The following is a 21,158-nucleotide window of genomic DNA, read 5'->3' on the forward strand; positions in this document are numbered from 1 at the left end:
GCGCGGTGATTTACGGGGTTGCCCCAATCGGAACTTTGAACAATCTGTCGCTCGACATGACAGCTAGGCGACATGACGAACTGAAAATGGGCCATAAATACCGTGTCCTTGAATGCATCACAGCGCGACGATTCAAGGCATGGCGAGAGTCTCGGGAAAACTTGATAAGGACGGAAACCTTGTGTCGCTCGGAGCGGCGATTCGCGCTCGCCGCAAGGAATTGGTGATGTCGCAAGAGGCGCTAGCTGATTTTGCGGAGCTCGACCGCTCGCACATGGGCAAGATTGAACGCGGCGAACGAAACGTTACCTTCATGAATATCGTCCGCATTGCGCGCGCATTGCAACTTCTTCCCTCTGAGCTGCTGCGCAGCGCCGACCTGTAGGCACTGGCAACACATAGTGTTGTGCCGCCCGGTTCCATCTGGCGCGCATCGTCCAAAGTTACTTTGATGCGCCGGCACGAAATCCCGCGCAAAGAAACGCTCGCCGCCGCCCTCCCGCACGGCGGCGGCGGCGCGATTCACAGTTCGAGCGTGAAGATCGACGGACGAACGCGGTACACCATGAATTTCCCGTAGCCGGGGACGTATTCCTGTCGATACGGATAGCCGTCGCTGCGCGGCATCAGCACGCCGTGCTTCATCAATGCCTTGACAACCATCTTGTGATCGAAGCCGGCGCACATGTCCTTGCAGAACACGGCCGCCTCGATCAGATATTCCGTCTCGACGTGCTCCGCGTCGCCGGTGCTCATCTTGCCGCCCCGAACTCCCCGCAATACTCTCGATCAGATCAGATGGTGGTGCACAGCTCTGCGCATCATGTGTGTTGTCTTAGTACTACAGCCGTAGTTATATTTATAATACTAAAAATAATTAGGATGACTGTAAAATTGATCTATGAATTCGACTGCAAAGGCGTGGGAGCATGAACTGGAGTCACTGCATCGACGACTCGGAGAACTTTTCAGGCGCCCCGAACCCCGACAACGGGCGCTCGCGTACTTGAAGGGCCTGCTTGGCGCGGTCGAGCGTAAAAACGGCTGGCAACTCGCCGAATGGATTGGTGATTCGACACCCGATGTTGGAGCGAGCGCAGTGGTATGCCCATGCCGCGCGCGATGTATTGCGGGAGTATGTTGTTGAGCAACTGGGTGAACGTGACGCGGTGCTGATCGTGGATGAGACCGGTTTCGTCAAGAAGGGGCAGCACTCGGTTGGTGTTCAACGCCAGTACAGTGGCACCGCAGGCCGTATCGAGAACAGCCAGATCGGCGTGTTTCTTTGCTATGTCGGTCGTGGCGGTAGCGCGTTTATCGACCGCGAACTGTACGTGCCAAAGGTGTGGACCGATGACCGTATGCGCTGCGAAGCAGCGGGCATTCCCGAATCGGTGGAGTTTGCAACGAAACCGCAGATCGCGCGCAGCATGCTTGAACGTGTGCTGGACGCAGGCGTGCCGTGTGGCTGGGTCACGGGTGATGGAGTTTACGGCGGCGATCGTCACCTGAGGTTGTGGCTCGAATCGCGCGACCAGTCGTTCGTGTAGTGGTCAACTAATCCCAGACACTGCGCTAAGTTTTTCTTCCGCAACGGCCGGCGCCAGTCCGTCGTTGAACTGATGCGGCCGAATCCAGTTGTACCGGTGCATCAGGTAGTGGCTGATGTCCCGATGTGCTTCCTGCGCCGACATGTACCCCACTGACGGCAGCCATTCCGTCTTGAAGCTGCGGAACAGCCTTTCCATCGGGGAGTTGACGCTCCTATGTCAAGCGGCGGCCGTCGAATCGGCAAGATCGGCCAGAATGAGCGGGTACAACTCCCGGACGATATAGCGTTTCAGGCAGCGGTGGATTTCCTTGTTCGACATGCCTTCCTTCGTCCGTCGATCGACATAGGCACGGGTACGTGGATCGCTGCGCATCCGAACCATAGCAATGGTCCATAAGGCGTTGTTCGCCGACCGGTCACCACCTCGGTTCAAACGATGCCGGACCGTCTTGCCGGACGACGCCTGCAATGGACTTGTGCCACAAAGTGCCGCTAGCGCCGATTCACTTTTCAGTCGTTCGGGATTGTCGCCCGCGACGGAAACCAATACTGCAGCGGTCTGCTGGCCGACGCCGAATCGTTCGCGAACTCGCCTGGCATGCTGGCTGGTAAGGCTGTCAAGCATTGTGTCGAGTGCGTTGAGCTCCTCTGCCAGCATCAGCCAACGCTTCGCCAGCAAACGCAGTGTGGTCGTGAGCGTTTGCAATACTGGCGTTTTGCCCAACGAGCGAAGACGGGCGCAACCCTCAACGCATTCTGCTGTCTTCACTTTCAGAAGACGCTCACGAATTTCCTGGGGAGCGCTTACGAGTAAAGCTCGTAACTGATTGATAGCCTGCGTCTTTGCCTTGACCGCACTGCGCCTCGCGACGGAGACGGCGCGCATCGCCTCGGCGGCACCGGACTGTTCCTTAGGAATAGCAGTGGCCCTTCCGGCGAGGACCGCACGCGCGGCGTTTTCGGCATCAGTGGGATCGGACTTCCCTCGGGAGCGGCGCATCGCGCGATCGGGACGATTGACCTCAAGGACCTCGATCTCATGATCGCGCAGCACGCGGGCCAAGCCCGCACCGTAGGTGCCGGTCCCTTCAACCCCGGCACGACGTAATTGACCGAACGAATTCGCCCATGTCAGCAGGTCGAGATACCCCGCTGTGTCGGTTGTTACAGACAGCGTTCCGAGAAGCCGGCCTGCGCCGCTAATCACAGCCCCGGCGTGCGTATCCAGATGCGTATCAACGCCCAGAATTACTTCGTTCTGTTCCATGCGTATATCCGTTGTAGTGGGCGCATCGCCAACCCCACTCGCAGGACAGGACACTCACGGTGCAGTACAAAGCTCCTATCAGGTCACAGACGGTGAGCCCAGCAACGCTCGGGGAACGCCGGAACCCGATCGACAGGTCAACTCAAAGGCAGCTCGGCCAGTCCCAGCACGAGTCAGATCGGGCCGACGTTCAAGACGTATTTTGGACTGAGTGTCCCAGCAATTTCCACGGCGGCTCATGCTCTGCTGAATCCGATAGCGCCACAGGCGCTGACGGAATTTCCGGCTTGCATACTGGCCGCCTTGATCCGAGTGAAACAGCACGCCTTGCGGTCGACCACGTTGCTCATAGGCCATCTCCAGTGCCTGCACGACCAGATCGGCATCCGGGCGTGTCGAGAACGCCCAGCCGACCACCCGACGCGTGAATAGATCGAGTACCACGGCCAGATAATGCCAACGGCCCTGCGCCCAGACATACGTAATGTCACCACACCAAACCTGATTCGGCGCGCCAACCTCGAATTCACGATTGAGATGGTTCGGGATATCGATCCGCTCGACCGTGGCCTGCTTGTAGGCATGGCGACCCGGCTGCTTGCAGATCAGTCCAAGTTCTTCCATCAAGCGGCTGACCTTGAAGCGGCCAATCACCGTACCTTCCTCGCGCATCATGCCCATGATGCTGCGGCTGCCGGCAGAGCTTCGGCTCTCGACGAACAGTTCGTGTATCCGGCTACGCAGTGCCATGCGCTCAGCGTCAATGCGCTGGGTGCGCTCACGGTACGCATACAGGCAGGAACGTGATACGTCGAATACCGCGCAGATCAGTTCGATCGATTCGCTTGCGCCAATCTGATCAATTACTTCATACGTTCGATGCCTTCCGACATCAAGAGCGCGGTAGCCTTTTTTAAAATGGCTTTCTCACGCTCGAGGCGTTCGATACGCGCCTCGAGTTCCTGAATACGCTGTTGATCCGCCGTGATTGCCTTGCCCTGCGGCGTGACGCCCTGGCGTTCCATTTGAAGCTGGTGCACCCAGCGACGCAGTACCGTCTCGCCGACGCCGACTGAGCGACTCGCCTCCATATGGCTATAGCCCTGGTCGAGCACTAGGCAGGCGGCTTGCCGTTTGAACTCCGGGGAAAACGTACGTCGTTGCTTGCTCATCAGACACCTCTTCATGGCGAACATTTTCGCCTAAATCAGTGTCCGGATTCATTAGACCACTACAAGTGCTTGGCGAAAGGCAAAGCGCGTAAGCCGTACGAGTTCGGCGTGAAGGTGTCGATCACGACGACGCACAAGGAAGGTCTGGTAGTCGGAGCGCGCTCGATGCCGGGCAATCCGTACGACGGGCACACGTTGGCCGAAGCGTTGGAGCAGGCCGCGATCTTGAGCGACATCCAGCCGGAGATCGCCGTCGTCGATCGCGGCTACAAGGGCGTCGCCATTGACGGTGTGAAGGTCTATCACCCTGGCTTGCGACGCGGCATCACCCGAGGCTTGCGCGCGATGATCCGGCGGCGAAGCGCGATCGAGCCAGCCATCGGACACATGAAGGCGGACGGAAAACTCGATCGCAATTGGCTCAAAGGTGCGCTCGGCGATGCAATGCATGCGGTGCTGTGCGGCGCCGGTCACAACCTGCGGATGATCTTGCGCAAGCTGCGGTTTTTTTACGCCGTGATTCTCGTCGCGTTGTTCAGCTTCAAAACCGCTTCGCCGTCGGCGGTCTAGCTTCAGCTGCGCGACAAATCGAATTGTTCAGGGCCGACTTATTAGCCACGTAGTGTTTCGCTAGAAATAATTGAAGCGTAATCGTAGACCGTAATAAATACGTCACCGCCCTCGCTTCGCAGCGGTGGGGCCGAGGGAGTTGTAGTTGGCACTTTTGCGTCCACACGAAACGTCGCAAAAGACCCTGTAACTCAGGGCACGCGGGTACCGTTAGGTTAATGATGCTGCGGCTCGCCGAAGCTACCAAAACGAGCGATATTTCAGTACTTTATGCGGGTGGCGCTCGTTGTATTGCTCGAGAGGGCATGGGTCAGATGCGAGAGCGCCGCTCGCACATCAGGCTTGTCCATAAAGGCAATGTGATCGAGCTTCATGGTCTTCACGAACGACTCAGCCGTGCCGTTGCTCCTCGGCGAGTGCACAGGCGTGTTCAATGGCTCCAGGCCAAACTCGCAGGCGACGCTGCGCGTGCGATGGTCGCCTCCCAACATCTGGATGAGATGCCGAAACCTTGTGCCCGCCTCCTTGATGCCTTATTTTGGATAGTATTATGTAGTAAAACTAATCATATGGGGAAATACACATGGTTAGCTGTTCTCGTGTCTGCCGACGTGTCATGTTTTGGTTGTTTGCAGTCCAGGTGCTTTCTGGCTGTGGTGGTGATGATACAAACTCGGTTCAATCAGGCGCAGCCGGCACATCCGCTGCCACGCGAGCCTCCGCTTCGGTTCCGGTGAGCACACCTGCTGCTTCGATTCCAGCATCGGCTGCAGCACCGTCGCCTGATCCTTTTCCAGCGATTTACAAGGTAATCGATGTAAACGGCAATGGCAGTCTCCCGGCACCCAAAACTGTGCCAATGGGCTGGAATGCTTGGAATACCTTCCGTTGTGACGTATCTGAGGCGCTTATCAAGGCCGAAGCTGATGCAATCGTATCATCAGGCCTGAAAGACGCAGGCTACCAATATATCAACCTAGACGACTGCTGGATGGGCGGTCGGGATGCGACAACCGGACAACTTATCAGCAACCCGACTACCTTCCCGAGTGGCATCAAGGCGCTGGCAGACTATGTTCATAACAAAGGTCTAAAGCTCGGCATCTATCAAGCAGGCAATACCGAGACATGCGCAGTAATTTGGGATAAATATCGATCTGATTACGGAACGGGTAGCGTGGAATATGAAGCGCTCGATGCGGAAACGTTCGCAGCGTGGGGCGTCGACTACGTTAAATACGATCACTGCAATGGACCGAGCGATCGCGCAACGTTTTCCACGATGCGCGATGCCCTTGCGGCGACCGGTAGAAATATTTTTTATTCGATCAATCTGGATTACCCTGGCACGAACGGTTCAAGTGTCGATCAGATAGCGCATACCGCTCGCGTAGCGCCCGACGTCCGCAATTCGTTTAGCTCGCTGCTGTCAGAAATCAATGCATCGAACAACCTGATCGGCTACGCGATGCCGGGCTATTGGAACGACATGGACATGCTCGAAGTCGGCAACCTGGCAAACGACGATCAGAATCGCGTCAACATGAGCATGTGGGCCATCATGGGCAGCCCGCTCATCATAGGCACCGACGTGCAAAAAGCCAGTGCGTCGACGCTGGCGATCCTCACGAACTCGGACGTGATTGCTGTTAGTCAAGATCCGCTGAACATGCAAGCCGCAATGGTACATCAGGACATCACCGGCCTTCAGGTGTGGAGCAAGCCGCTGTATGCGAACGGGCAGCGTGCGGTGGCATTGCTAAACCAGACCGGTACCGCAGCGAATATCACTGTCAAGTGGACCGATCTCGGGTTGAGCAGTGGTGCAGCGCAGATACGGGATCTCTGGGCGCAGGCCGATCTCGGCACTACGATGGATCAATATACGGCCTCGGTGCCCGCGAATGGCGTGATCATGCTGAAAGTGACTGGTACCGAAAACAGTTTACCGACCGGCAGTTCGTCACTGGTCAACGCCACACGGATCTATGCCGCAAACAGTTATGGTCCCGTCGAAATCAATATGTCGAATGGTGAGGCAGCACAGGGCGATGGCACACCACTCAGCATCGCGGGTGTGGCCTACAAGACTGGATTCGGAACCAATGCTCCGTCACAGATCGGATTCCGTCTGAACGGCTTCTGTACGTCGTTCACAGCGCAGGTTGGTGTCGACGACTACTTCAACAGCAAGAGCAACACCAATGGCCATGGCAACATCGTCTTCCAGGTATGGGGAGATGGCCGCCTACTGACGCAAAGCGACACGATGAAGCCCGGTGCTTCTGCAGCAACACTCACAGCTGATGTGACGAGTGTGTCCGTCTTGCGCTTGATTGCTCGTCCGGCTGATAACAGCAATTGGTTCGATTATGCGGATTGGGTTTCCCCTATGGTGACGTGCCAATAATATGCACGCCAGACCCGGCGCTCTCAGGGCAACGCTGGGTCTGATGTTCCGCTGAGCTCACCCCACGTGCAATGGAAGTCGCACAAACTGAAGGAGCCCTAGGAAAAGTGCCACCCTACGACGCCGACGCGCTCAAGGTGCTGTCGCTCACCGGCGCGAGTACATCACAACCGGCTCGGCGACTATCTGCTGGACCTGTGGGCGTCAACGGGACGCGCAGCTACGACTGGGAAGGCAAGCAAATGCTGATTGAGGCTTGCCTTGAGCCTGGGGTATCGGTTGCCAGCATGGCGATCCGAGCGCAGGTCAACACGAATCAGTTGTGGCGCTGGATCAAGGCGCACAAGGCGGAGCAGCAAGGTGGTGGTGTTCCGGGAAGCGAGTTGACTGCCTTCGTTCCGGCTGCGGAGATTCGCGACCCACATGCTCAGGCTCAGCCGCCACAGTCGACATTGCCGGAGTTGCCCGCTACGGAAGTGCCACCACCGGCGCGTCTGTCGGCGCGACTGCCCAACGGTGTAACGCTGGAATTGCAGTGCGCTGGCAATGATGCCTCGTTGTTGGTGGCGATGGTCAAGGCCTTGGGGGACGGTAATGTTCCGCTTCGACACGGACCTGCGAGTCTACCTGCACCGCGAGCCGATCGACTTCCGTGCCGGGTTGAACATGCTGGTGACGATGGTCGAGCAGTCGATGCAGCTTGACCCGCTAGCGCGAGCTGTCTTCGCGTTCCACAACCGGAAACGTGATCGCATGAAGCTTTTGCTCTATGACCGAGCCGGTTTCTGGCCGATGTTGAAACGGCTCGAGGCGGACCGTTTCGTTTGGCCTCGTCGTCAGCAAGCGGTGGTCGAGCTGACGACCGAGCAACTTCACCTGCTGCTCGACGGGGTCGATGTCGATGCGATGCGCCGCCATCCCAAGCGGCAGTACGTCCACGTGGACTGAGGCGCCGAGACGGTTGTTGCCGACAAACAACGGCCGGCACGGTTGTTACAAATTCCCGTCAACCTTTGCGGTGTCGCGCTTGGCTATCGTGAAGCGCATGAAAGATCCTTTCCAGTTGCCGCCGGCCGCCAAGGCCTACATCCACGAACTGGAGGCGCTCGCGGTTGCTGACACGCAGCGCCTCGCCGATCGCGATGCGACGATTGACGAACTGACCAAGCGCATCGAGGCGCTTGAAGAACAGTATCGTCTCGCGTTGGCCCGGCGCTTCGCGCCGAAGAGCGAGAAGCGCCGTGACCGCCTGTTCAACGAGGCCGAGCAGATCGCCGAAACCGAGCCGGCCGAAGAGGATGACGACGCGCCCGCACTGCCCGATACGGGACCGCCGGACGTCGACCCCGTGCCTGGCCAATGCGGCCGCAAGCCATTGCCGGCGCACCTGCCGCGCGAGCATGTCGAATACGATCTGCCCGAGGATCAGAAGACCTGTACGTGTTGCGGTAAGACGCTGCACCGCATCGGCGAAGACGTGAGCGAGCAGTTGCACTACGAAGTCAAGGTCACGGTTCTCCAGAATGCCCGCTTCAAATACGCGTGCCGGCATTGCGAGACCCACGCCGAACGCACGCCAATCGTGCTTGCTCCCATGCCGACACAACCGCTGCCGGGTAGCCACGCGAGCGCGGCGATGATTGCCACCGTCACGACCGGGAAGTACGTCGACGGTACGCCGTTGTACCGGATGGCGGATGTGCTGGCACGCTCGAGCGTCCCGGTCAGTCGCGGCACGCTGGCGAACTGGATCATCCGGCCCAGCGAGCTGCACTACGGCAGGCTGTACGACGCACTGCATAAGAGACGGTTGTCAACGTCGGACGTAATTTCCCCAGAAGTGTCGAAGTAAAATTCCCCACCCTGTTGGGACGGTGATCAGCCGGCGACATGATCGGATGGGCTCCTTCGAGGACGGCCCGGGCGCCGACGAACCGGCTCAGCGGGCGCGGGATTCAGGGAAGACGGCCGGTTGCGTAGATGGTCGGGCAACAGATCGGCGTGTTCTCGCAGGCGATACGATGTGCCTTCGAACTGCACGACGATCGCGTGATGCAGCAGGCGGTCGAGCAGCGCCGCGGCCACCACGCTGCCACCGAACACTTCGCCCCATTCACCGAAGCTGCGATTGGACGTCAGGATGATCGCGCAGCGCTCGTAGCAGGCGTTGACGAGTTGGAAGAACAGATTGCCGCCGTTGGAGCCGATGGGCAGGTAGCCGATCTCGTCGACGATCAACGTAAGCGGCTCGGCGCGACCAGTTCCATATTCGCGCGCGCATGGGGCATGATGTGAGAGCTTGGGGAGTTCCGTGAGGATCACGTGAGATCGTGCCCACGATCGTGGATCATGGGCACGATCTTTCTGGATCTATGAAGCAGTCAGGCAGTGCCATGCGAGCTGACCGACGTCAGCTTGTCGACCACATTCCAAGGCAGCAGTTCGTCGACGCGGGTGATGACGTGATCAGCGATGTGGGTCAGGACGTATTCCAGATAGGCGCGCGGGTTGATGCCATTGAGTTTGCACGTCCCAATCAAGCTGTACATCGCGGCAGCCCGCTCGCCCCCGCTGTCGGAACCAGCGAACAGGAAGTTCTTTCTCCCGAGGCTCACGCAACGCAGGGCGTTTTCTGCCAACGCGTTGCTGATCTCGGCTTGCCCATCCTCGCAGAACAGCGTCAGCGCAGTCCAGTGATTCAGCGAGTACTGGATCGCGCCGGCCAGCTCCGACTTGCGCGACAGCGTCGCGAGCTTGGCCCGGATTCTCGCTTCGAAGGCGTCCAGCAGCGGCTTGCTTTTCTCACGCCGCACGCGCTGCCGTTCATCGGGCGGCTTGCCGCGGATGTCGGTTTCAATGCCGTAGAACTCGCCGATCATCTCGAGCAGTTTCTGGGTCTCGTCCGTCGGTGTGCTCGCGTGGATTTCGTAGTACTTTCTCCGCGCGTGGTCCCAACAAGCAGCCTCGCGGATCTTGCCACTTACGTACAACTCGTCGAAGCCGCCGTAGGCATCGGCTTGCAGGATGCCTTCGAATCCGGCCAGATGGGACTGCGGATGGATGCCCTTGGGGTCCGGCGAGTAGGCAAACCCCACCGCCGCCGGCTCCTTCGAGCCCGAACGGCGGTCGTCGCGCACGTACACCCAGAGTCGCCCGGTCTTCGTCTTCTTGTTGCCTGGCGCGAGCACGGGGATCGGCGTGTCGTCCGCGTGCAGCTTCGTGCCCGCCATCGTGTACCGGCACAGCGCGTCGGTCAGCGGGCGGCAGAGCGCTTCACACTGACCGACCCAGCGCCCCATGCTGGCGCGGTCAAGCGTCACCCCGTCGCGCGCCGCGATTTCCGATTGTCGGTACAGCGGCGCATGATCTGCGTACTTCGACACCAGAATGTCGGCCAGCAGGCTCGGATGAGCAATGCTGCGCGTGATCGGCAGGCCGGGCATGGGCGGTTGCGAGACGTGGTGGCCGCACGGACAGATCGTCTTGCGCCGGATCGTGCGAATCACCTTGAACGCCGCCGCGACCCGGGCAAGTTGCTCGGACACGTCCTCTCCGAGCGGCTGCATCGCGCTGCCGCACTTCGGGCAGGTCGCGTCAGCTTCCAGCACGCGTTCTTCGCGTGGCAGATGCGGCGGTAGCGCTTCCTTCGGCGACGCGTCGCCGGCAGGCGTGCCCGCACTCGCTTGGCGGGCGCGTCGCACATCCGCGACGCCACGCTCACCCGTCAGATCTTCGAGCGCGGTTTCGAGCCGCGCGACCTCCCGGTCCAACTGCTCGGACTTGCGCCCGAACTGCATGCGCTTGAGTTTGTCGATCTGTGCCTTGAGCTGCTCGATCTCGAGATCACGCTCGGCAAGCTGGGCACGGGCCTCGACCAGCAAGGCTCGCAGCGTTTCAACATCGTCAGGAAGTTCGGCGCCGTTCGACATGCGGCGCAGTTTACGAGCCTTCCTCGCGGTTTACAACATCGACAGCGCAGCGGTGCGTCGCGGCTGTCGATCGCGGTAGGGACGTTCCTCTCGGAACGCCCCCCGCACAGATCCGGACGTGCCCAATTAAGGCATCCGGCTCCTACCGTCGGTGTTTGACAAGGAAACGTTGCTCTGGCCATGGATGCTGGACACGCGGCATGGGCAGGTACTTTTCAACGATCACGTTCATGCGCCGCCACGTCAGCCGCCGTCGCTGGCTCCGCCTCAGGAGACTGAGATACCAGCGAATCTTGACCAGGTGGCGAACAGCACGAACAGCCTGAAGATTGGTTGGCACCGCAAAGTAGGTGTAATGCCCTCGCAGTACCTGAGCCAGCCACCGGCCTTGCTCGTCGATAGGACTTGACCTCATGTGCCGCAGTTCTGTCGCGATTCGCTTGACCGTCTCGGTCTTACGTTTGCGCTTCGTCTTTCTCCAGAGCTGGAACCCTTTACCCCCTCGCTTCTTCCCGCAGATGTGCGTGAAGCCGAGGAAGTCGAAGGTCTCGGGCTTCGACAGCCCTTGCGCCGCGCGCCGCTTGGCAACGAAGCGTCCAAACGCGATCAGCCGCGTCTTCTCCGGATGCAGGCTCAGCCCAAACTTCGCCAGCCGTTCTCGCAACTCGTTCAGAAATGCGTTGGCATCTGATACATACTGGAAACCAACAATGGTGTCGTCCGCGTAGCGGACGACGATCATGTCGGCAGTCGCATGACGGTTCCGCCACGACTGGACCCACAGGTCGTACACGTAATGCAGATAGATATTCGCAAGCAGCGGCGATATGACCGCTCCCTGCGGCGTCCCCTGCAATGTATCGATCCGCTCGCCCTGTTCCAGCACGCCCGCCTTCAGCCATTTCTGGATAAGGCGAATTATCCTTCGGTCGCCGATACGGTGCTCCAGAAACCGGACCAGCCATTCGTGGTTGATCGTGTCAAAGAAGCGGCTAATATCAGCATCGAGGATCCACCAGATATTGCGTCCCTTGATTCCGTACGCCAGAGCATCCAACGCATCATGCTGGCTGCGTCCGGGCCGGAATCCATAGCTAAAACCCAGAAACTCCGCCTCGTATATCGGCGTGAGGATCATGACCGTCGCCGCCTGGACGATTTTGTCTTCCATGGCGGCGATGCCGAGCGGCCGTTGTTTGCCATCCGCCTTGGGTATGTACACCCGCCGCGAAGGCAACGCCCGATATGCCCCTGCGTGGAGCCGTCGATGCAGACACTGGAGATTCTCTTCAAGTGTTGCCTCATACATGCCCCACGTCATCTGGTCAACGCCCGCTGATGCGCTCTTCTTTAACGACAGGAAGCCCGCGCGCAGGACGTCAACGTCAATGTGATGCAGGAGCGCTGTCAGTTTCTCCTTCCTGTTTCTGTTGACAGCTTCCCGTATGCGACTCTGCGCCTGTGACACGGCTTCCCGGCTCTGCGTCCGGACCATGCTTTGCATCATCGCATTCCCTTCGGTCCCGCTCCTTCCCTTCACCAGCTCCGCTGCGGCTGACGCCGCTTTGTTCGCCGGCTTCCCTGGTACTACAAGCGAGTCTGACTTCTCCGGACCGTGCATCATGGTCTACGGCTCCCAGCCTTCACCATGCGGCCCATCGCCCGGCTGGCGAGGGCAATCCGGAGATCTCGCGGTTCCCGCTCAAGAGACGTACACGCATGCCAGGGTCTACAGACGACGCGGAGCCGCCCGCCGCTCGCGATATCGCGGTGGGACGTATTGCCTTCTGCTGACTGGAAAGCATCAGCACTCCGATTGGGAAGTCTTTCGTCGCTCAATGGCTGGCCTACGTGCGCCCCTGTCAACGCTTCGGTGACACCCTCGCGAGTGCCCCCGCATCACTCGGGGTCGATGTGATTCGCTAGTTCTTCATCGTAAAGGACTTTCACCTTCTATCTCTTGACGGTCTCCCGTCGCACCCAATCGATGCCTTCGAGCAACATCGGCAATTGCGCCGCCGTCAGATGGACCTTGCCGCCATCGGCTTGCGGCCAGATGAAGCGGCCTCGTTTCAATCGCTTCGACAGCAGCCAGAGCCCGTCGTCGGTGGCCCAAAGCAGCTTCACGAGATCGCCTCGACGTCCGCGGAAGATGAACACATGGCCGCACAACGGATTCTCCTCGAGCGTCGCCTGTACCTTCGTGGCAAGCCCCTGGAAGCCGCAGCGCATGTCGGTGATGCCCGCAACAAGCCAGACGCGTGTACCCGTGCGCAGGGAGATCACGACCGCACGCTCCCCAGTACGGCCCGCAGCGTATCGGCATCGACCACGCCGTCGACCTTGACGATCACCCCGCCGATCCGAATCTCGATCGTCCCGGCTTGTGGCGTCGGATAGCCAACGTCCCGTGTTTCCGGCAGCATCGCTGCACGCTCCGGCAGTGTCTCGTGAACGATCGCCACCGGGATCAGGGACGTCGTTCCAGCCTGCTGCAATTGCGCGCGATACCGACGACGCCGCGTGAACAGCATGTTTGCATTGATGCCATTCTCCCGCGCCAGCTTCGCGACCGACACACCAGGCTCGCAGGCCGCGGCCGCAAGCCGGCGTCGAAACTCGGGATCATGGTTCGGACGGCCCTTGCGGCTACCCGGCTTGGCTTCCAACTCCGTCACAGTGGTGTCCATCAATTCGAAAATGATGGGCACTACTTTGATGTCGCTCCTCGCTGGCGTCTACGATGGCCGTCGCGATGTGCTTACGGCGATTCGAGCCGTGATGCCGCGTCGGCGCAAATCACTTCGGCATCGACGGCAGTCGTAACCCTTGTCGGCATGCAGTTTGTCCGGACGCCTGCGTGGTCGCCCTGTGGGGCCCGGCACGGGCGGAATAGCATCCAACGTCGACTCGAAAGCCATCGAATCATGACGATTCGCTCCCGTCGAGGTAATCGCCGACGGAATACCTTGCGCGTCGACGATAACGTGCCGCTTGCTGCCTAACTTACCCCGATCGGTCGGGTTCAGGCCGGTTTCCTGGCCTCTCGGGGGCTGTGCAAGCTCGCACCGTCGATGCTCGCGCGACCCCAATCGATTTGGTCATGTTCGCGCACGCGCCACAGCATGGCCAAATGCAACTTCTCCCACACGCCCGCCGCCTGCCGATCGCGTAACCGTCGCCAACATGTCATGCCGCTGCCATAGCCAAGCTCTTGAGGCAAATCCTCCCAAGGAACACCCGTCTGCAGCACATACAAAATGCCGTTCAACGCGGCTCGGTCGTCAAAGGATCGACGCCGACAGCCCTTGGGCGAATGCTCAAACTCCGGAATCGACGGTTACATCGCACTCAAGCGACATCTCTTGCGCGCCTCGCTCTGTCGCAAATAGCTCGCCGCACGCTTTGCCGCGCGGCACTGCTTCACTGAGCTCACCCAAGATCCGTCTGCTTTCGGAGAAAATACGCGTCCTCTCCGCTATTGCCTCGCGAATGCTTCAACGTGACAGTGCCTGCGCGGATCCTGCAACTTCGATGACCTGCGCAGCTATAGGTCGCGCAGGCCTGCAGTTCTGTTTGCCGTTACATTATTAGGCGGGCGCGCGTGTTTTGATGACGAGCGGCACCCCCGGATTGGCCGTGAAATTTCCTTCCGGCGTCAAGACTGGCGCGGCGGGGCCACTCGTGATCAGCACGGTGGTATTTCCCGGTTGAACATTGACATCATAGGTACGCCCCTGCCAATGCATGCCTTTCAGGTACATCTGTGTCAATGCACTTCCTTCGATGGCACCCGTAGGCAGAATCGGCGACAGGTAGATACCGTTCTGCCTAACGCGATAACCAGCCAGACCATTGAGGAATGTTTGCATGAAGCCGCCCGCACCGGTCAGGAAAGTATACGCCGGATTGCCTTGGCCTCCGCTCGGTGCAAGGGAGCTCGTTTCATTAAAATTCTTGAAGGGGCCGAGAAGATACGGCTGATAAGAGTCCAGGAAGAAATTATCTAAACTCGGCAAGCCATATTGCGCGGCAATGACCGCTTGCACTGAATTCGTCATAGCTGGACCACCCGGATCAGTGATCGCCGAATAGTAATTCAAGTCATTGATCCCCATCTGACTGGACATCGGGTATTCCATTGGATAGGCAAGCAGGACCACATCTGCTTGTTTCACCTTGTTCGATGCATTGGGATTAAATCCCGCATACTCCAGATGAATATTCTTATCCGTGTCAACCAGCGGTTGCACCAGATTTGCAGAAACCGTTGACCAGAGTGGGTGCGGTTGGTAACCGAGAATATTGGCAGCTTGGGTAGCAAAATCGATTGCTTGCAGTGCGCCACCGTTTGAATACGCTTCATCGTTCGTTCCATTAGCAAATTCATCGGCAGCATGTACATTTTTCAGGCTATACGACCCGTCACTATTCTGTGTCACACGACCAGTGTAGTAATCTGCAATCGCGCTGAGTACTGGCCAACCCTGGTTTCTCAACCAAGTTTGATCACCCGTTGCTTCATAATACTGAAATTGAGACAGCGCAATATCGGCCTGCAGATGGATTTCATCCATGCCGCCCCATTGATTATCGACCGACCACAGACCGTTCGTTGCCTCCCAGGGAAAAAACGAGCCCAACGTACTATCTATTGCGCCAAGTTGCACATTGAGCAATGCATTCGGCAGCGTATTAGATCGGTAGTCAACGATTGCTTTTGCCATTTCAGGATGTGCGGCCAGCAAATACGGATACATCCAAGTTTCTGCGTCCCAAAAGATGTGACCAGCATAGTTGTCGCTGGTGAGACCAGCGGGCGCGATGCTATGTTGAGCACCCTCACGTAAATTAGAATACAACATATATTCCGAGGAATGAATGATCGCTTGCAAATTGCTATGCTGTGCGTCAACGATCACGTCACTCTGCCAGATGGATTGCCAAGTGACTTCGTGCGCTTTCAGAATCTGGTCATAAGATCCATATGTACCAGATTGCGCGGCTATAGCCGGATTTCTGGCAAGCAAATTGATTTGCTGTGTGGTGTTGTCGGGCGCGACCGGCGGGTTGAGGAGATCATAGTCAACACCAGAAGCAATGCCAACATATTTCACGAAAGTATAGGTTTGGTTCAGAGTCGGAGAGAAAGACCAGCTCAACCCGCTTTGATTGCTGTTGTTCAGTGCGGTGCTACTTGCCAAGCCAGCAGGGGGGACTACCCGGAAGGCAACCGTTGCCTTGATATTCGTATCATTTGATACGATAGATGCTTCTGCACCATTGTTCGCTGGATCTTGCCAACGTTGCGAGGACATCTCTGTAGCTTGACGAATTCCTCGCAAATCCACAAAGGCGTCCACATTCATCGGCCCGGACCACTTGAGCGGCGTGATGTCCAGGCGCACCACCCCGAGATGCATATATTGTCGGTGGGCAAACATTGTCCACACGAGCTTAGCTTGATTGCCAGACGGAGAGGTCCAAGTCACTGATGTCGTGACAAGACCGTTTTGCATATCGGTTGTCTGTGTGTAATCGGACAGTTGGGATGCCTGGATGGTTTGTGGATCGAAGGCGTTCCCCGAATCTCGCACCATTAGCGGCGACCAATTAGGTAATCCTACTATCGCGGCATTGCTGTAATAACCAGTGATCAGTGTAGAAGTATAGCGTGGATAGGGCGTTGACTCGCTACCGAGTGGCCAACCTGTATTGTTGTCTGGCACCTGTGTGCCGACCCAATAGCCATTCCCCGCCGACGGAATGCGCAGCCCCATATAGCCGTTTCCGACAAACGGTTGATTGGCATAGGTTTCGTTGTAACCGGTGTTGGTCAAGCTCCATTGCTCCGCCGCAGGCGCCGCCATCGTCGAGGCGGTCGTCGACGACACCTCGGCCGAAGGTGTTGGTGCCACACTAGCCACGCTATCATCTCCTCCACAGCCAGCAAGACTGATTGTCAGCGCTGCTAATAAACCCAAAATCACCAGTCGGCCGTCAACAATACGGGCATGCATATGTCTCTCCTCACAATTATCTCGGCATTCCTACATAATTAGGGCAAACTCACCCTGGACGCGCTCTCCGCAAGATTCCCGACATTACGGTATCCAACGGACGATGCACGGCCACCGTTTCTGGCGGCGGCCATCAGCCATGCGGTGCGCTGGTACTTTCGCTTTCAGTTCAGCCTGCGCGACATCGAAGAGTTGCTGTTCGAGCGCGGTGTGACGGTCAGCTACGAGACGATTCGCCGCTGGTGCGAGAAGTTCGGCGCGAGTTTTGCCCATCGGGTGAAAGCGGCGCGCCGCAAGCCGGGTAGCACATGGCATCTCGACGAGGTGTTCCTCACCCTGCGTGGCGAGCCGTACCTGCTGTGGCGCGCAGTCGACGAGCACGGCGTCGAACTCAACATCTTGCTGCAGAAGCGTCGCGACAAGGCTGCAGCCAAGCGGTTTTTCAGGCGCGTGCTTGCCTCTTGCCCCGAAGTGCCGCGCAAGATCGTGACCGATCAACTGCGCAGCTATCCGGCGACGAAGGCCGAGATCCACGAGCTGGCAAACGTCAAGCACGTCTTCGCCAAAGCCAGCGCCCGGGTGAACAACCGGGCCGAAAACTGCCATCAGCCCACGCGTGAACGCGAGCGCCTGATGCGCGGTTTCCGCGCTCCTGAGCGCACGTAGGCATTCTTGTCGAACTTTGGCCCGATCCCGCAGCACTTCGCACTCAAGCGACATCTCCTGCGCGCCTCGCTCTTTCGCAAACAGCTCGCGGCACACTTTGCCGCGTGGCATCGCTTCACTGAGCTCATCCAAGATCCGTCCTCCTTCTGAGAAAATACGCGTCCTCTCCGCTATTGCCTCGCGAACGCCTCAACGCGACAGTGCCCTTCGACCATATTCATTTCAAGATGCAGGGGACCAGTGCCAGAATTTGTTCAGTTAGAGAGACGAACCTCCGGTAGCGGGGGCTCATCTATTCCGACTACGAACCTATAACAACGGGCGCAGGCAATTGATCGATCGTCGGCGGATTTATTTCACGCGTATAAATCAAATCACTATCTTGCTCGGTGATCGCTGGGTAGGCCTTGTGTGCGTGGAACAGCTGGATGCGCTTCGGATTACGCTGCAGTTCGAGGTTCAGCGAGAACGAATCAAGTTGAGTCGCGTTCGTGATCTCTCTATCCGGAATCAGTGCATAGTCGACGGAGCCATCGGCATAAGCGATTTTTACAAAGTAACGCGCATCAGTGTACGGTGCCGGCAGACCACTACCAAAGGGGTTTGGCAGCGTAAATACATTACCGCTTTTCGCGAAGAGCGGAGGGTAGATCTGCGACGTACCATCGGTCAAATTGGCCGTTAGCGTACCGACTAGCGTCGCAACTGGTATGTCGATCTTTGCAGGTCTGAGCGCTCCATCGGCAGCAGTGGCCGAGTCATAACGTAGCGTCGTGCTGTTCCATCGATAAACGCCTGGTGTGCCGTTCTCGTCGGTGAGCGTCGGTGTCGCGTCGAGCCAGTTCTGCATCTTCATCGCCTGGTAGGCCGTGAACTGTGGATAGCACGCGACCGCGTTACCATCCTCGCCACCATTCATGGGATCGTGCTTGCCCACCGGCTGGCCGGTCGCCCTGTCGAGAACCGGGCCATTCGCGTCGACGCGATACCAGGTACGGAACAGGTTGCGCATCGTGTCGAATCCCCACGGATTGTTCCGCCCGTTGACGCCATCGTTTGGGTATTCGTCCGCGATCCCCCATTGCTTGGCGGTCCCCGTCGTAAAATGAGACAGACCTAGCGAATGGCCAAGCTCGTGCGCGAACAGGTTGCCACACTGTCCGGCCGGATCATTCCAGGTGGCGGCCCAACCGGTCCAGCCGCCAGAGTATCCGAACGTGTTGGCGTCCTGATACTTGCCTTTCGCCGCATCGTAAAACCAGCCGATGCCGATGTATGAGCCGAAACTGTACGGTGACGAGTCTCCATAGACCACTGCGCCCTTCGCATCCCGAATTAGCAAGCCGCGCCCGGTGTTAGCGAGGCTGACGCGGATCGCGAGTGGCTTGAGCACCTTGCCGTATAGGTCGCTGGCACCATCGATGACAACGTCGGCGAACTTCGTGTATTTGCGCGGAGGATGGCTGCTGCCCTGGAGGATCACGTAATCGAGCCTGAGCGGCGTGTAATCGAAATAATTCAACGTGCTAACCGGGATCGAGTCGAAATAATCGCGAGCCAGCTTCGAGATGGACACTTTCGACGTCGTCGGATCCTGCGCTGTCGGCCACAATACCAGTGACAGTCGCCCGATTGTGAAACGTGCGGGACGTGCCCATTTGACAGGTGTCGCATCCAAGCTGGCGCCGTTCCCGTAACGAATGCCGAACGAATACTGCGGCGCGACAACAGTGGCCGGCACCACGATACTCCATGCTGTCGTGCTGTACGACTGCAGCTTCGTCTGGGTCAGGCCGCGTTCAAGATTGCCAGGCAAGTTGGCAGGCGACACAAGCGGCGCGCTGTACACGGTCGTTGTGCCTTTCCTCACGTCAAGATAGGGCTGTACGCCGACAGGCACGGACATGTCAGGCGTAAACAGCAATAGGGCTTGACGATGGATGATCGGTACCGGTGCCAGTCGAGTGCCGCCTGTACGCTGTACGACGTGCGTCTGCGCGAATTCGATTTTTCCCGTCGGGGCGGACTGCGCGATGGCGGTGCTGCCATGCGCTATCAAGCACAATCCACTCAGGGCGGACAAGCATTTCCATTCAGATGATCGATTCATCGGCAAATTCTCGCAGTAAATTCCGACTGTTAAATGGGAAATCACTGTTTCCCAAATTTTGGGAGAGCAACCAAAAGGGCGGTTGGCCGGGAGTTGGAGCGGCCCCCTGAATCACCGGACACAGTCTCCCACTTAAAATAGCGGGTAGGCACACGACTGTGTTTTTGACTAACAACAAGCAAGAAGTGATGGAAGTGTTGACGGGGCCGGAGCGCCGGCGGCGGTGGTCAGCGGAAGAGAAGCTGGCGATGGTGCGAGAGAGTTTCGAGCCGAACAAGTCGGTCTCGATGGTTGCACGCCAGCACGGCGTCAATCCGAATCAGCTGTTTCACTGGCGCAAGCTATATCAGGACGGCAGCCTGTCGGCTGTCAGTGCCGGCGAGGAAGTCGTGCCGGCGTCGGAGCTGAGCGACGCACTCAAACAAATCAGGGAGCTTCAGCGACTGCTCGGAAAGAAGACCATGGAGAACGAGATTCTTCGTGAGGCGGTGGAGGTGGCGAAGTCGCGAAAATGGATTGCGCGCTCACCCTCATTGCCAGGGGACGACCAGTGAAGCGGGTCTGTGACGTTCTCGGTGTAGCGCGCTCGAATGTGGCGGACAGGCTGGCACGGCCGGCAGACTGGCGAGACGGGCGTACGGCCAGAAGGACCGACGACGCCGGTCTGGTCGAAGAAATTCGGCTGAGCGTCGCTGACCTGCCGAGCTACGGCTACCGTCGTGTGTGGGGCCTGTTACGTCGGCAGCGGGAGAACCAGAGCGCGGCCCCCGTCAATGCCAAACGGGTGTACCGGGTAATGCGCGTTCACGGCCTGCTGCTACAGCCCAAAGCGCTCCCTCCACGCCCGCAGCGCCGACATGATGGCAAGGTCGCGGTGGCGAAGAGCAACCAGCGCTGGTGCTCGGACGGCTTCGAGTTTCGTTGCGACAACGGTGAGCCGCTGCGTGTCACGTTCGCTTTGGATTGCTGTGACCGTGAGGCGATGAGCTGGGTGGCGACAACCGGTGGCCACAGTGGCGATGTGGTGCGCGACGTCATGCTGGCAGCCGTCGAAAAGCGCTTTGGCAACGTCCCGAAGGCCCCGGCTGAAATTGAATGGCTGACGGACAACGGCTCGGGTTATACGGCGGAGAAAACCAGGACCTTTGCATCTGACATTGGTTTGAAACCATTGACCACACCGGTGTGCAGCCCGCAAAGTAACGGCATGGCGGAAAGCTTCGTGAAAACGATGAAGCGTGACTATGTCGCCTTCATGCCGAAGCCAGATGCAGCAACCGCAGCGCGCAATCTCGCCGTCGCTTTCGAGCATTACAACGAGCAGCACCCTCATAGCGCGCTGAAGTACCGCTCGCCACGCGAGTTCAGGCGCAGCACCGATTCATCAACTCAAGTGTGAGGCGGTGTCCGGAGGTACAGGGGCAAATCCAGGAGTCGTAAAAAATCCGCCACATCTCGGCCT

General features: G+C 58.5%; 12 protein-coding genes and 10 pseudogenes. 9 read left to right on the forward strand and 13 right to left on the reverse strand.

Going from position 1 to position 21,158, the window contains the following annotated elements:
• Positions 1 to 139: 139 nt before the first annotated feature.
• Positions 140 to 385, forward strand: coding sequence for a helix-turn-helix domain-containing protein (locus BG90_RS03145; RefSeq protein WP_010102136.1), 246 nt, complete (start codon positions 140 to 142; stop codon positions 383 to 385).
• A gap of 137 nt (positions 386 to 522) precedes the next feature.
• Here the strand turns inward: BG90_RS03145 and BG90_RS03150 are convergent.
• Positions 523 to 794: pseudogene (locus BG90_RS03150) on the reverse strand (hypothetical protein); the annotation flags it as partial.
• 107 nt (positions 795 to 901) lie between these two features.
• On the opposite strand from BG90_RS03150, the pseudogene BG90_RS03155 reads away from it, so the two are divergent.
• Positions 902 to 1,547, forward strand: a pseudogene (locus tag BG90_RS03155) (IS701 family transposase); the annotation flags it as partial.
• Positions 1,548 to 1,553: 6 nt separating this feature from the next.
• On the opposite strand, the pseudogene BG90_RS03160 reads toward BG90_RS03155, so the two are convergent.
• From BG90_RS03160 to BG90_RS31705, 3 genes and pseudogenes are all read right to left on the reverse strand, one after another.
• A pseudogene (locus BG90_RS03160) lies at positions 1,554 to 1,757 on the reverse strand (integrase core domain-containing protein); the annotation flags it as partial.
• A gap of 12 nt (positions 1,758 to 1,769) precedes the next feature.
• Positions 1,770 to 2,819: an IS110 family RNA-guided transposase gene (locus tag BG90_RS03165; RefSeq protein ID WP_038801926.1), complete on the reverse strand. Its 1,050-nt coding sequence runs from the start codon at positions 2,817 to 2,819 to the stop codon at positions 1,770 to 1,772.
• 186 nt (positions 2,820 to 3,005) lie between these two features.
• A pseudogene (locus BG90_RS31705) lies at positions 3,006 to 3,991 on the reverse strand (IS3 family transposase); the annotation flags it as partial.
• Positions 3,992 to 4,054: 63 nt separating this feature from the next.
• Between BG90_RS31705 and BG90_RS03180 the strand changes: the two are divergent.
• Positions 4,055 to 4,561, forward strand: a pseudogene (locus BG90_RS03180) (IS5/IS1182 family transposase); the annotation flags it as partial.
• A gap of 240 nt (positions 4,562 to 4,801) precedes the next feature.
• Here BG90_RS03180 and BG90_RS03185 read toward each other — a convergent pair.
• Positions 4,802 to 5,034: pseudogene (locus tag BG90_RS03185) on the reverse strand (integrase core domain-containing protein); the annotation flags it as partial.
• Positions 5,035 to 5,177: 143 nt separating this feature from the next.
• On the opposite strand from BG90_RS03185, the gene BG90_RS31710 reads away from it, so the two are divergent.
• The 4 genes and pseudogenes from BG90_RS31710 to BG90_RS03200 form a co-directional block, all read left to right on the forward strand.
• The gene (locus tag BG90_RS31710) at positions 5,178 to 6,971 is read left to right on the forward strand and encodes an NPCBM/NEW2 domain-containing protein (RefSeq protein WP_124072298.1); all 1,794 of its coding nucleotides are present in this window, start codon (positions 5,178 to 5,180) and stop codon (positions 6,969 to 6,971) included.
• Positions 6,972 to 7,213: 242 nt separating this feature from the next.
• The gene (gene tnpA, locus BG90_RS31715) at positions 7,214 to 7,675 is read left to right on the forward strand and encodes an IS66-like element accessory protein TnpA (protein WP_232239066.1); all 462 of its coding nucleotides are present in this window, start codon (positions 7,214 to 7,216) and stop codon (positions 7,673 to 7,675) included.
• Complete coding sequence (tnpB, locus tag BG90_RS03195; protein WP_010112903.1) at positions 7,566 to 7,919, forward strand: IS66 family insertion sequence element accessory protein TnpB; 354 nt, start codon at positions 7,566 to 7,568, stop codon at positions 7,917 to 7,919. The genes tnpA (BG90_RS31715) and tnpB (BG90_RS03195) overlap by 110 nt, the downstream gene beginning before the upstream one ends.
• A 97-nt stretch (positions 7,920 to 8,016) precedes the next feature.
• Positions 8,017 to 8,787, forward strand: a pseudogene (locus BG90_RS03200) (transposase); the annotation flags it as partial.
• A gap of 62 nt (positions 8,788 to 8,849) precedes the next feature.
• Here the strand turns inward: BG90_RS03200 and BG90_RS03205 are convergent.
• The 7 genes and pseudogenes from BG90_RS03205 to BG90_RS31725 form a co-directional block, all read right to left on the reverse strand.
• Positions 8,850 to 9,209: pseudogene (locus BG90_RS03205) on the reverse strand (ATP-binding protein); the annotation flags it as partial.
• A 143-nt stretch (positions 9,210 to 9,352) separates the two neighbouring features.
• On the reverse strand, positions 9,353 to 10,900 hold the full coding sequence (gene tnpC, locus BG90_RS03210; RefSeq protein WP_038802501.1) for an IS66 family transposase: 1,548 nt from the start codon (positions 10,898 to 10,900) through the stop codon (positions 9,353 to 9,355).
• A gap of 142 nt (positions 10,901 to 11,042) precedes the next feature.
• The gene (gene ltrA / locus BG90_RS03215) at positions 11,043 to 12,524 is read right to left on the reverse strand and encodes a group II intron reverse transcriptase/maturase (RefSeq protein ID WP_025990543.1); all 1,482 of its coding nucleotides are present in this window, start codon (positions 12,522 to 12,524) and stop codon (positions 11,043 to 11,045) included.
• A 329-nt stretch (positions 12,525 to 12,853) separates the two neighbouring features.
• Positions 12,854 to 13,186 carry an IS66 family insertion sequence element accessory protein TnpB gene (gene tnpB, locus BG90_RS03220; protein WP_038802500.1) on the reverse strand — a complete coding sequence of 111 codons (333 nt, stop codon included), beginning with the start codon at positions 13,184 to 13,186 and terminating at the stop codon, positions 12,854 to 12,856.
• Complete coding sequence (gene tnpA, locus BG90_RS03225) at positions 13,183 to 13,590, reverse strand: IS66-like element accessory protein TnpA (RefSeq protein ID WP_038802864.1); 408 nt, start codon at positions 13,588 to 13,590, stop codon at positions 13,183 to 13,185. Before tnpA (BG90_RS03225) ends, tnpB (BG90_RS03220) begins: the two co-directional genes overlap by 4 nt.
• Positions 13,591 to 13,665: 75 nt before the next feature.
• Positions 13,666 to 14,234: pseudogene (locus tag BG90_RS31720) on the reverse strand (IS5 family transposase); the annotation flags it as partial.
• Positions 14,235 to 14,490: 256 nt separating this feature from the next.
• Positions 14,491 to 16,920, reverse strand: a complete 2,430-nt coding sequence (locus tag BG90_RS31725; protein ID WP_081464433.1) for a glycoside hydrolase family 65 protein — start codon at positions 16,918 to 16,920, stop codon at positions 14,491 to 14,493.
• A 103-nt stretch (positions 16,921 to 17,023) separates the two neighbouring features.
• On the opposite strand from BG90_RS31725, the pseudogene BG90_RS03235 reads away from it, so the two are divergent.
• Positions 17,024 to 17,736 (forward strand): annotated as a pseudogene (locus tag BG90_RS03235) (IS6 family transposase).
• A gap of 151 nt (positions 17,737 to 17,887) precedes the next feature.
• Here the strand turns inward: BG90_RS03235 and BG90_RS03240 are convergent.
• Positions 17,888 to 19,696 carry a M66 family metalloprotease gene (locus BG90_RS03240; protein WP_099976094.1) on the reverse strand — a complete coding sequence of 603 codons (1,809 nt, stop codon included), beginning with the start codon at positions 19,694 to 19,696 and terminating at the stop codon, positions 17,888 to 17,890.
• A 188-nt stretch (positions 19,697 to 19,884) separates the two neighbouring features.
• Here BG90_RS03240 and BG90_RS03250 point away from each other — a divergent pair.
• A protein-coding gene (locus BG90_RS03250; protein ID WP_085970860.1) for an IS3 family transposase occupies positions 19,885 to 21,095 on the forward strand; the annotation gives its coding sequence in 2 pieces (ribosomal slippage) (positions 19,885 to 20,191 and positions 20,191 to 21,095; 1,212 coding nt in all).
• Positions 21,096 to 21,158: the final 63 nt, after the last annotated feature.

This window comes from Burkholderia oklahomensis C6786, assembly GCF_000959365.1.
GTDB lineage: Bacteria > Pseudomonadota > Gammaproteobacteria > Burkholderiales > Burkholderiaceae > Burkholderia > Burkholderia oklahomensis.

Excerpts from the sequence above, each read along its gene's own strand:
- BG90_RS03145 (WP_010102136.1), top strand. The coding sequence starts at position 140 with ATGGCGAGAGTCTCGGGAAAACTTGATAAGGACGGAAACCTTGTGTCG.
- BG90_RS03165 (WP_038801926.1), bottom strand. The coding sequence starts at position 2,819 with ATGGAACAGAACGAAGTAATTCTGGGCGTTGATACGCATCTGGATACG.
- BG90_RS31710 (WP_124072298.1), top strand. The coding sequence starts at position 5,178 with ATGTTTTGGTTGTTTGCAGTCCAGGTGCTTTCTGGCTGTGGTGGTGAT.
- tnpA (WP_232239066.1), top strand. The coding sequence starts at position 7,214 with ATGCTGATTGAGGCTTGCCTTGAGCCTGGGGTATCGGTTGCCAGCATG.
- tnpB (WP_010112903.1), top strand. The coding sequence starts at position 7,566 with ATGTTCCGCTTCGACACGGACCTGCGAGTCTACCTGCACCGCGAGCCG.
- tnpC (WP_038802501.1), bottom strand. The coding sequence starts at position 10,900 with ATGTCGAACGGCGCCGAACTTCCTGACGATGTTGAAACGCTGCGAGCC.
- ltrA (WP_025990543.1), bottom strand. The coding sequence starts at position 12,524 with ATGATGCACGGTCCGGAGAAGTCAGACTCGCTTGTAGTACCAGGGAAG.
- tnpA (WP_038802864.1), bottom strand. The coding sequence starts at position 13,590 with ATGGACACCACTGTGACGGAGTTGGAAGCCAAGCCGGGTAGCCGCAAG.
- BG90_RS31725 (WP_081464433.1), bottom strand. The coding sequence starts at position 16,920 with ATGCATGCCCGTATTGTTGACGGCCGACTGGTGATTTTGGGTTTATTA.
- BG90_RS03240 (WP_099976094.1), bottom strand. The coding sequence starts at position 19,696 with ATGAATCGATCATCTGAATGGAAATGCTTGTCCGCCCTGAGTGGATTG.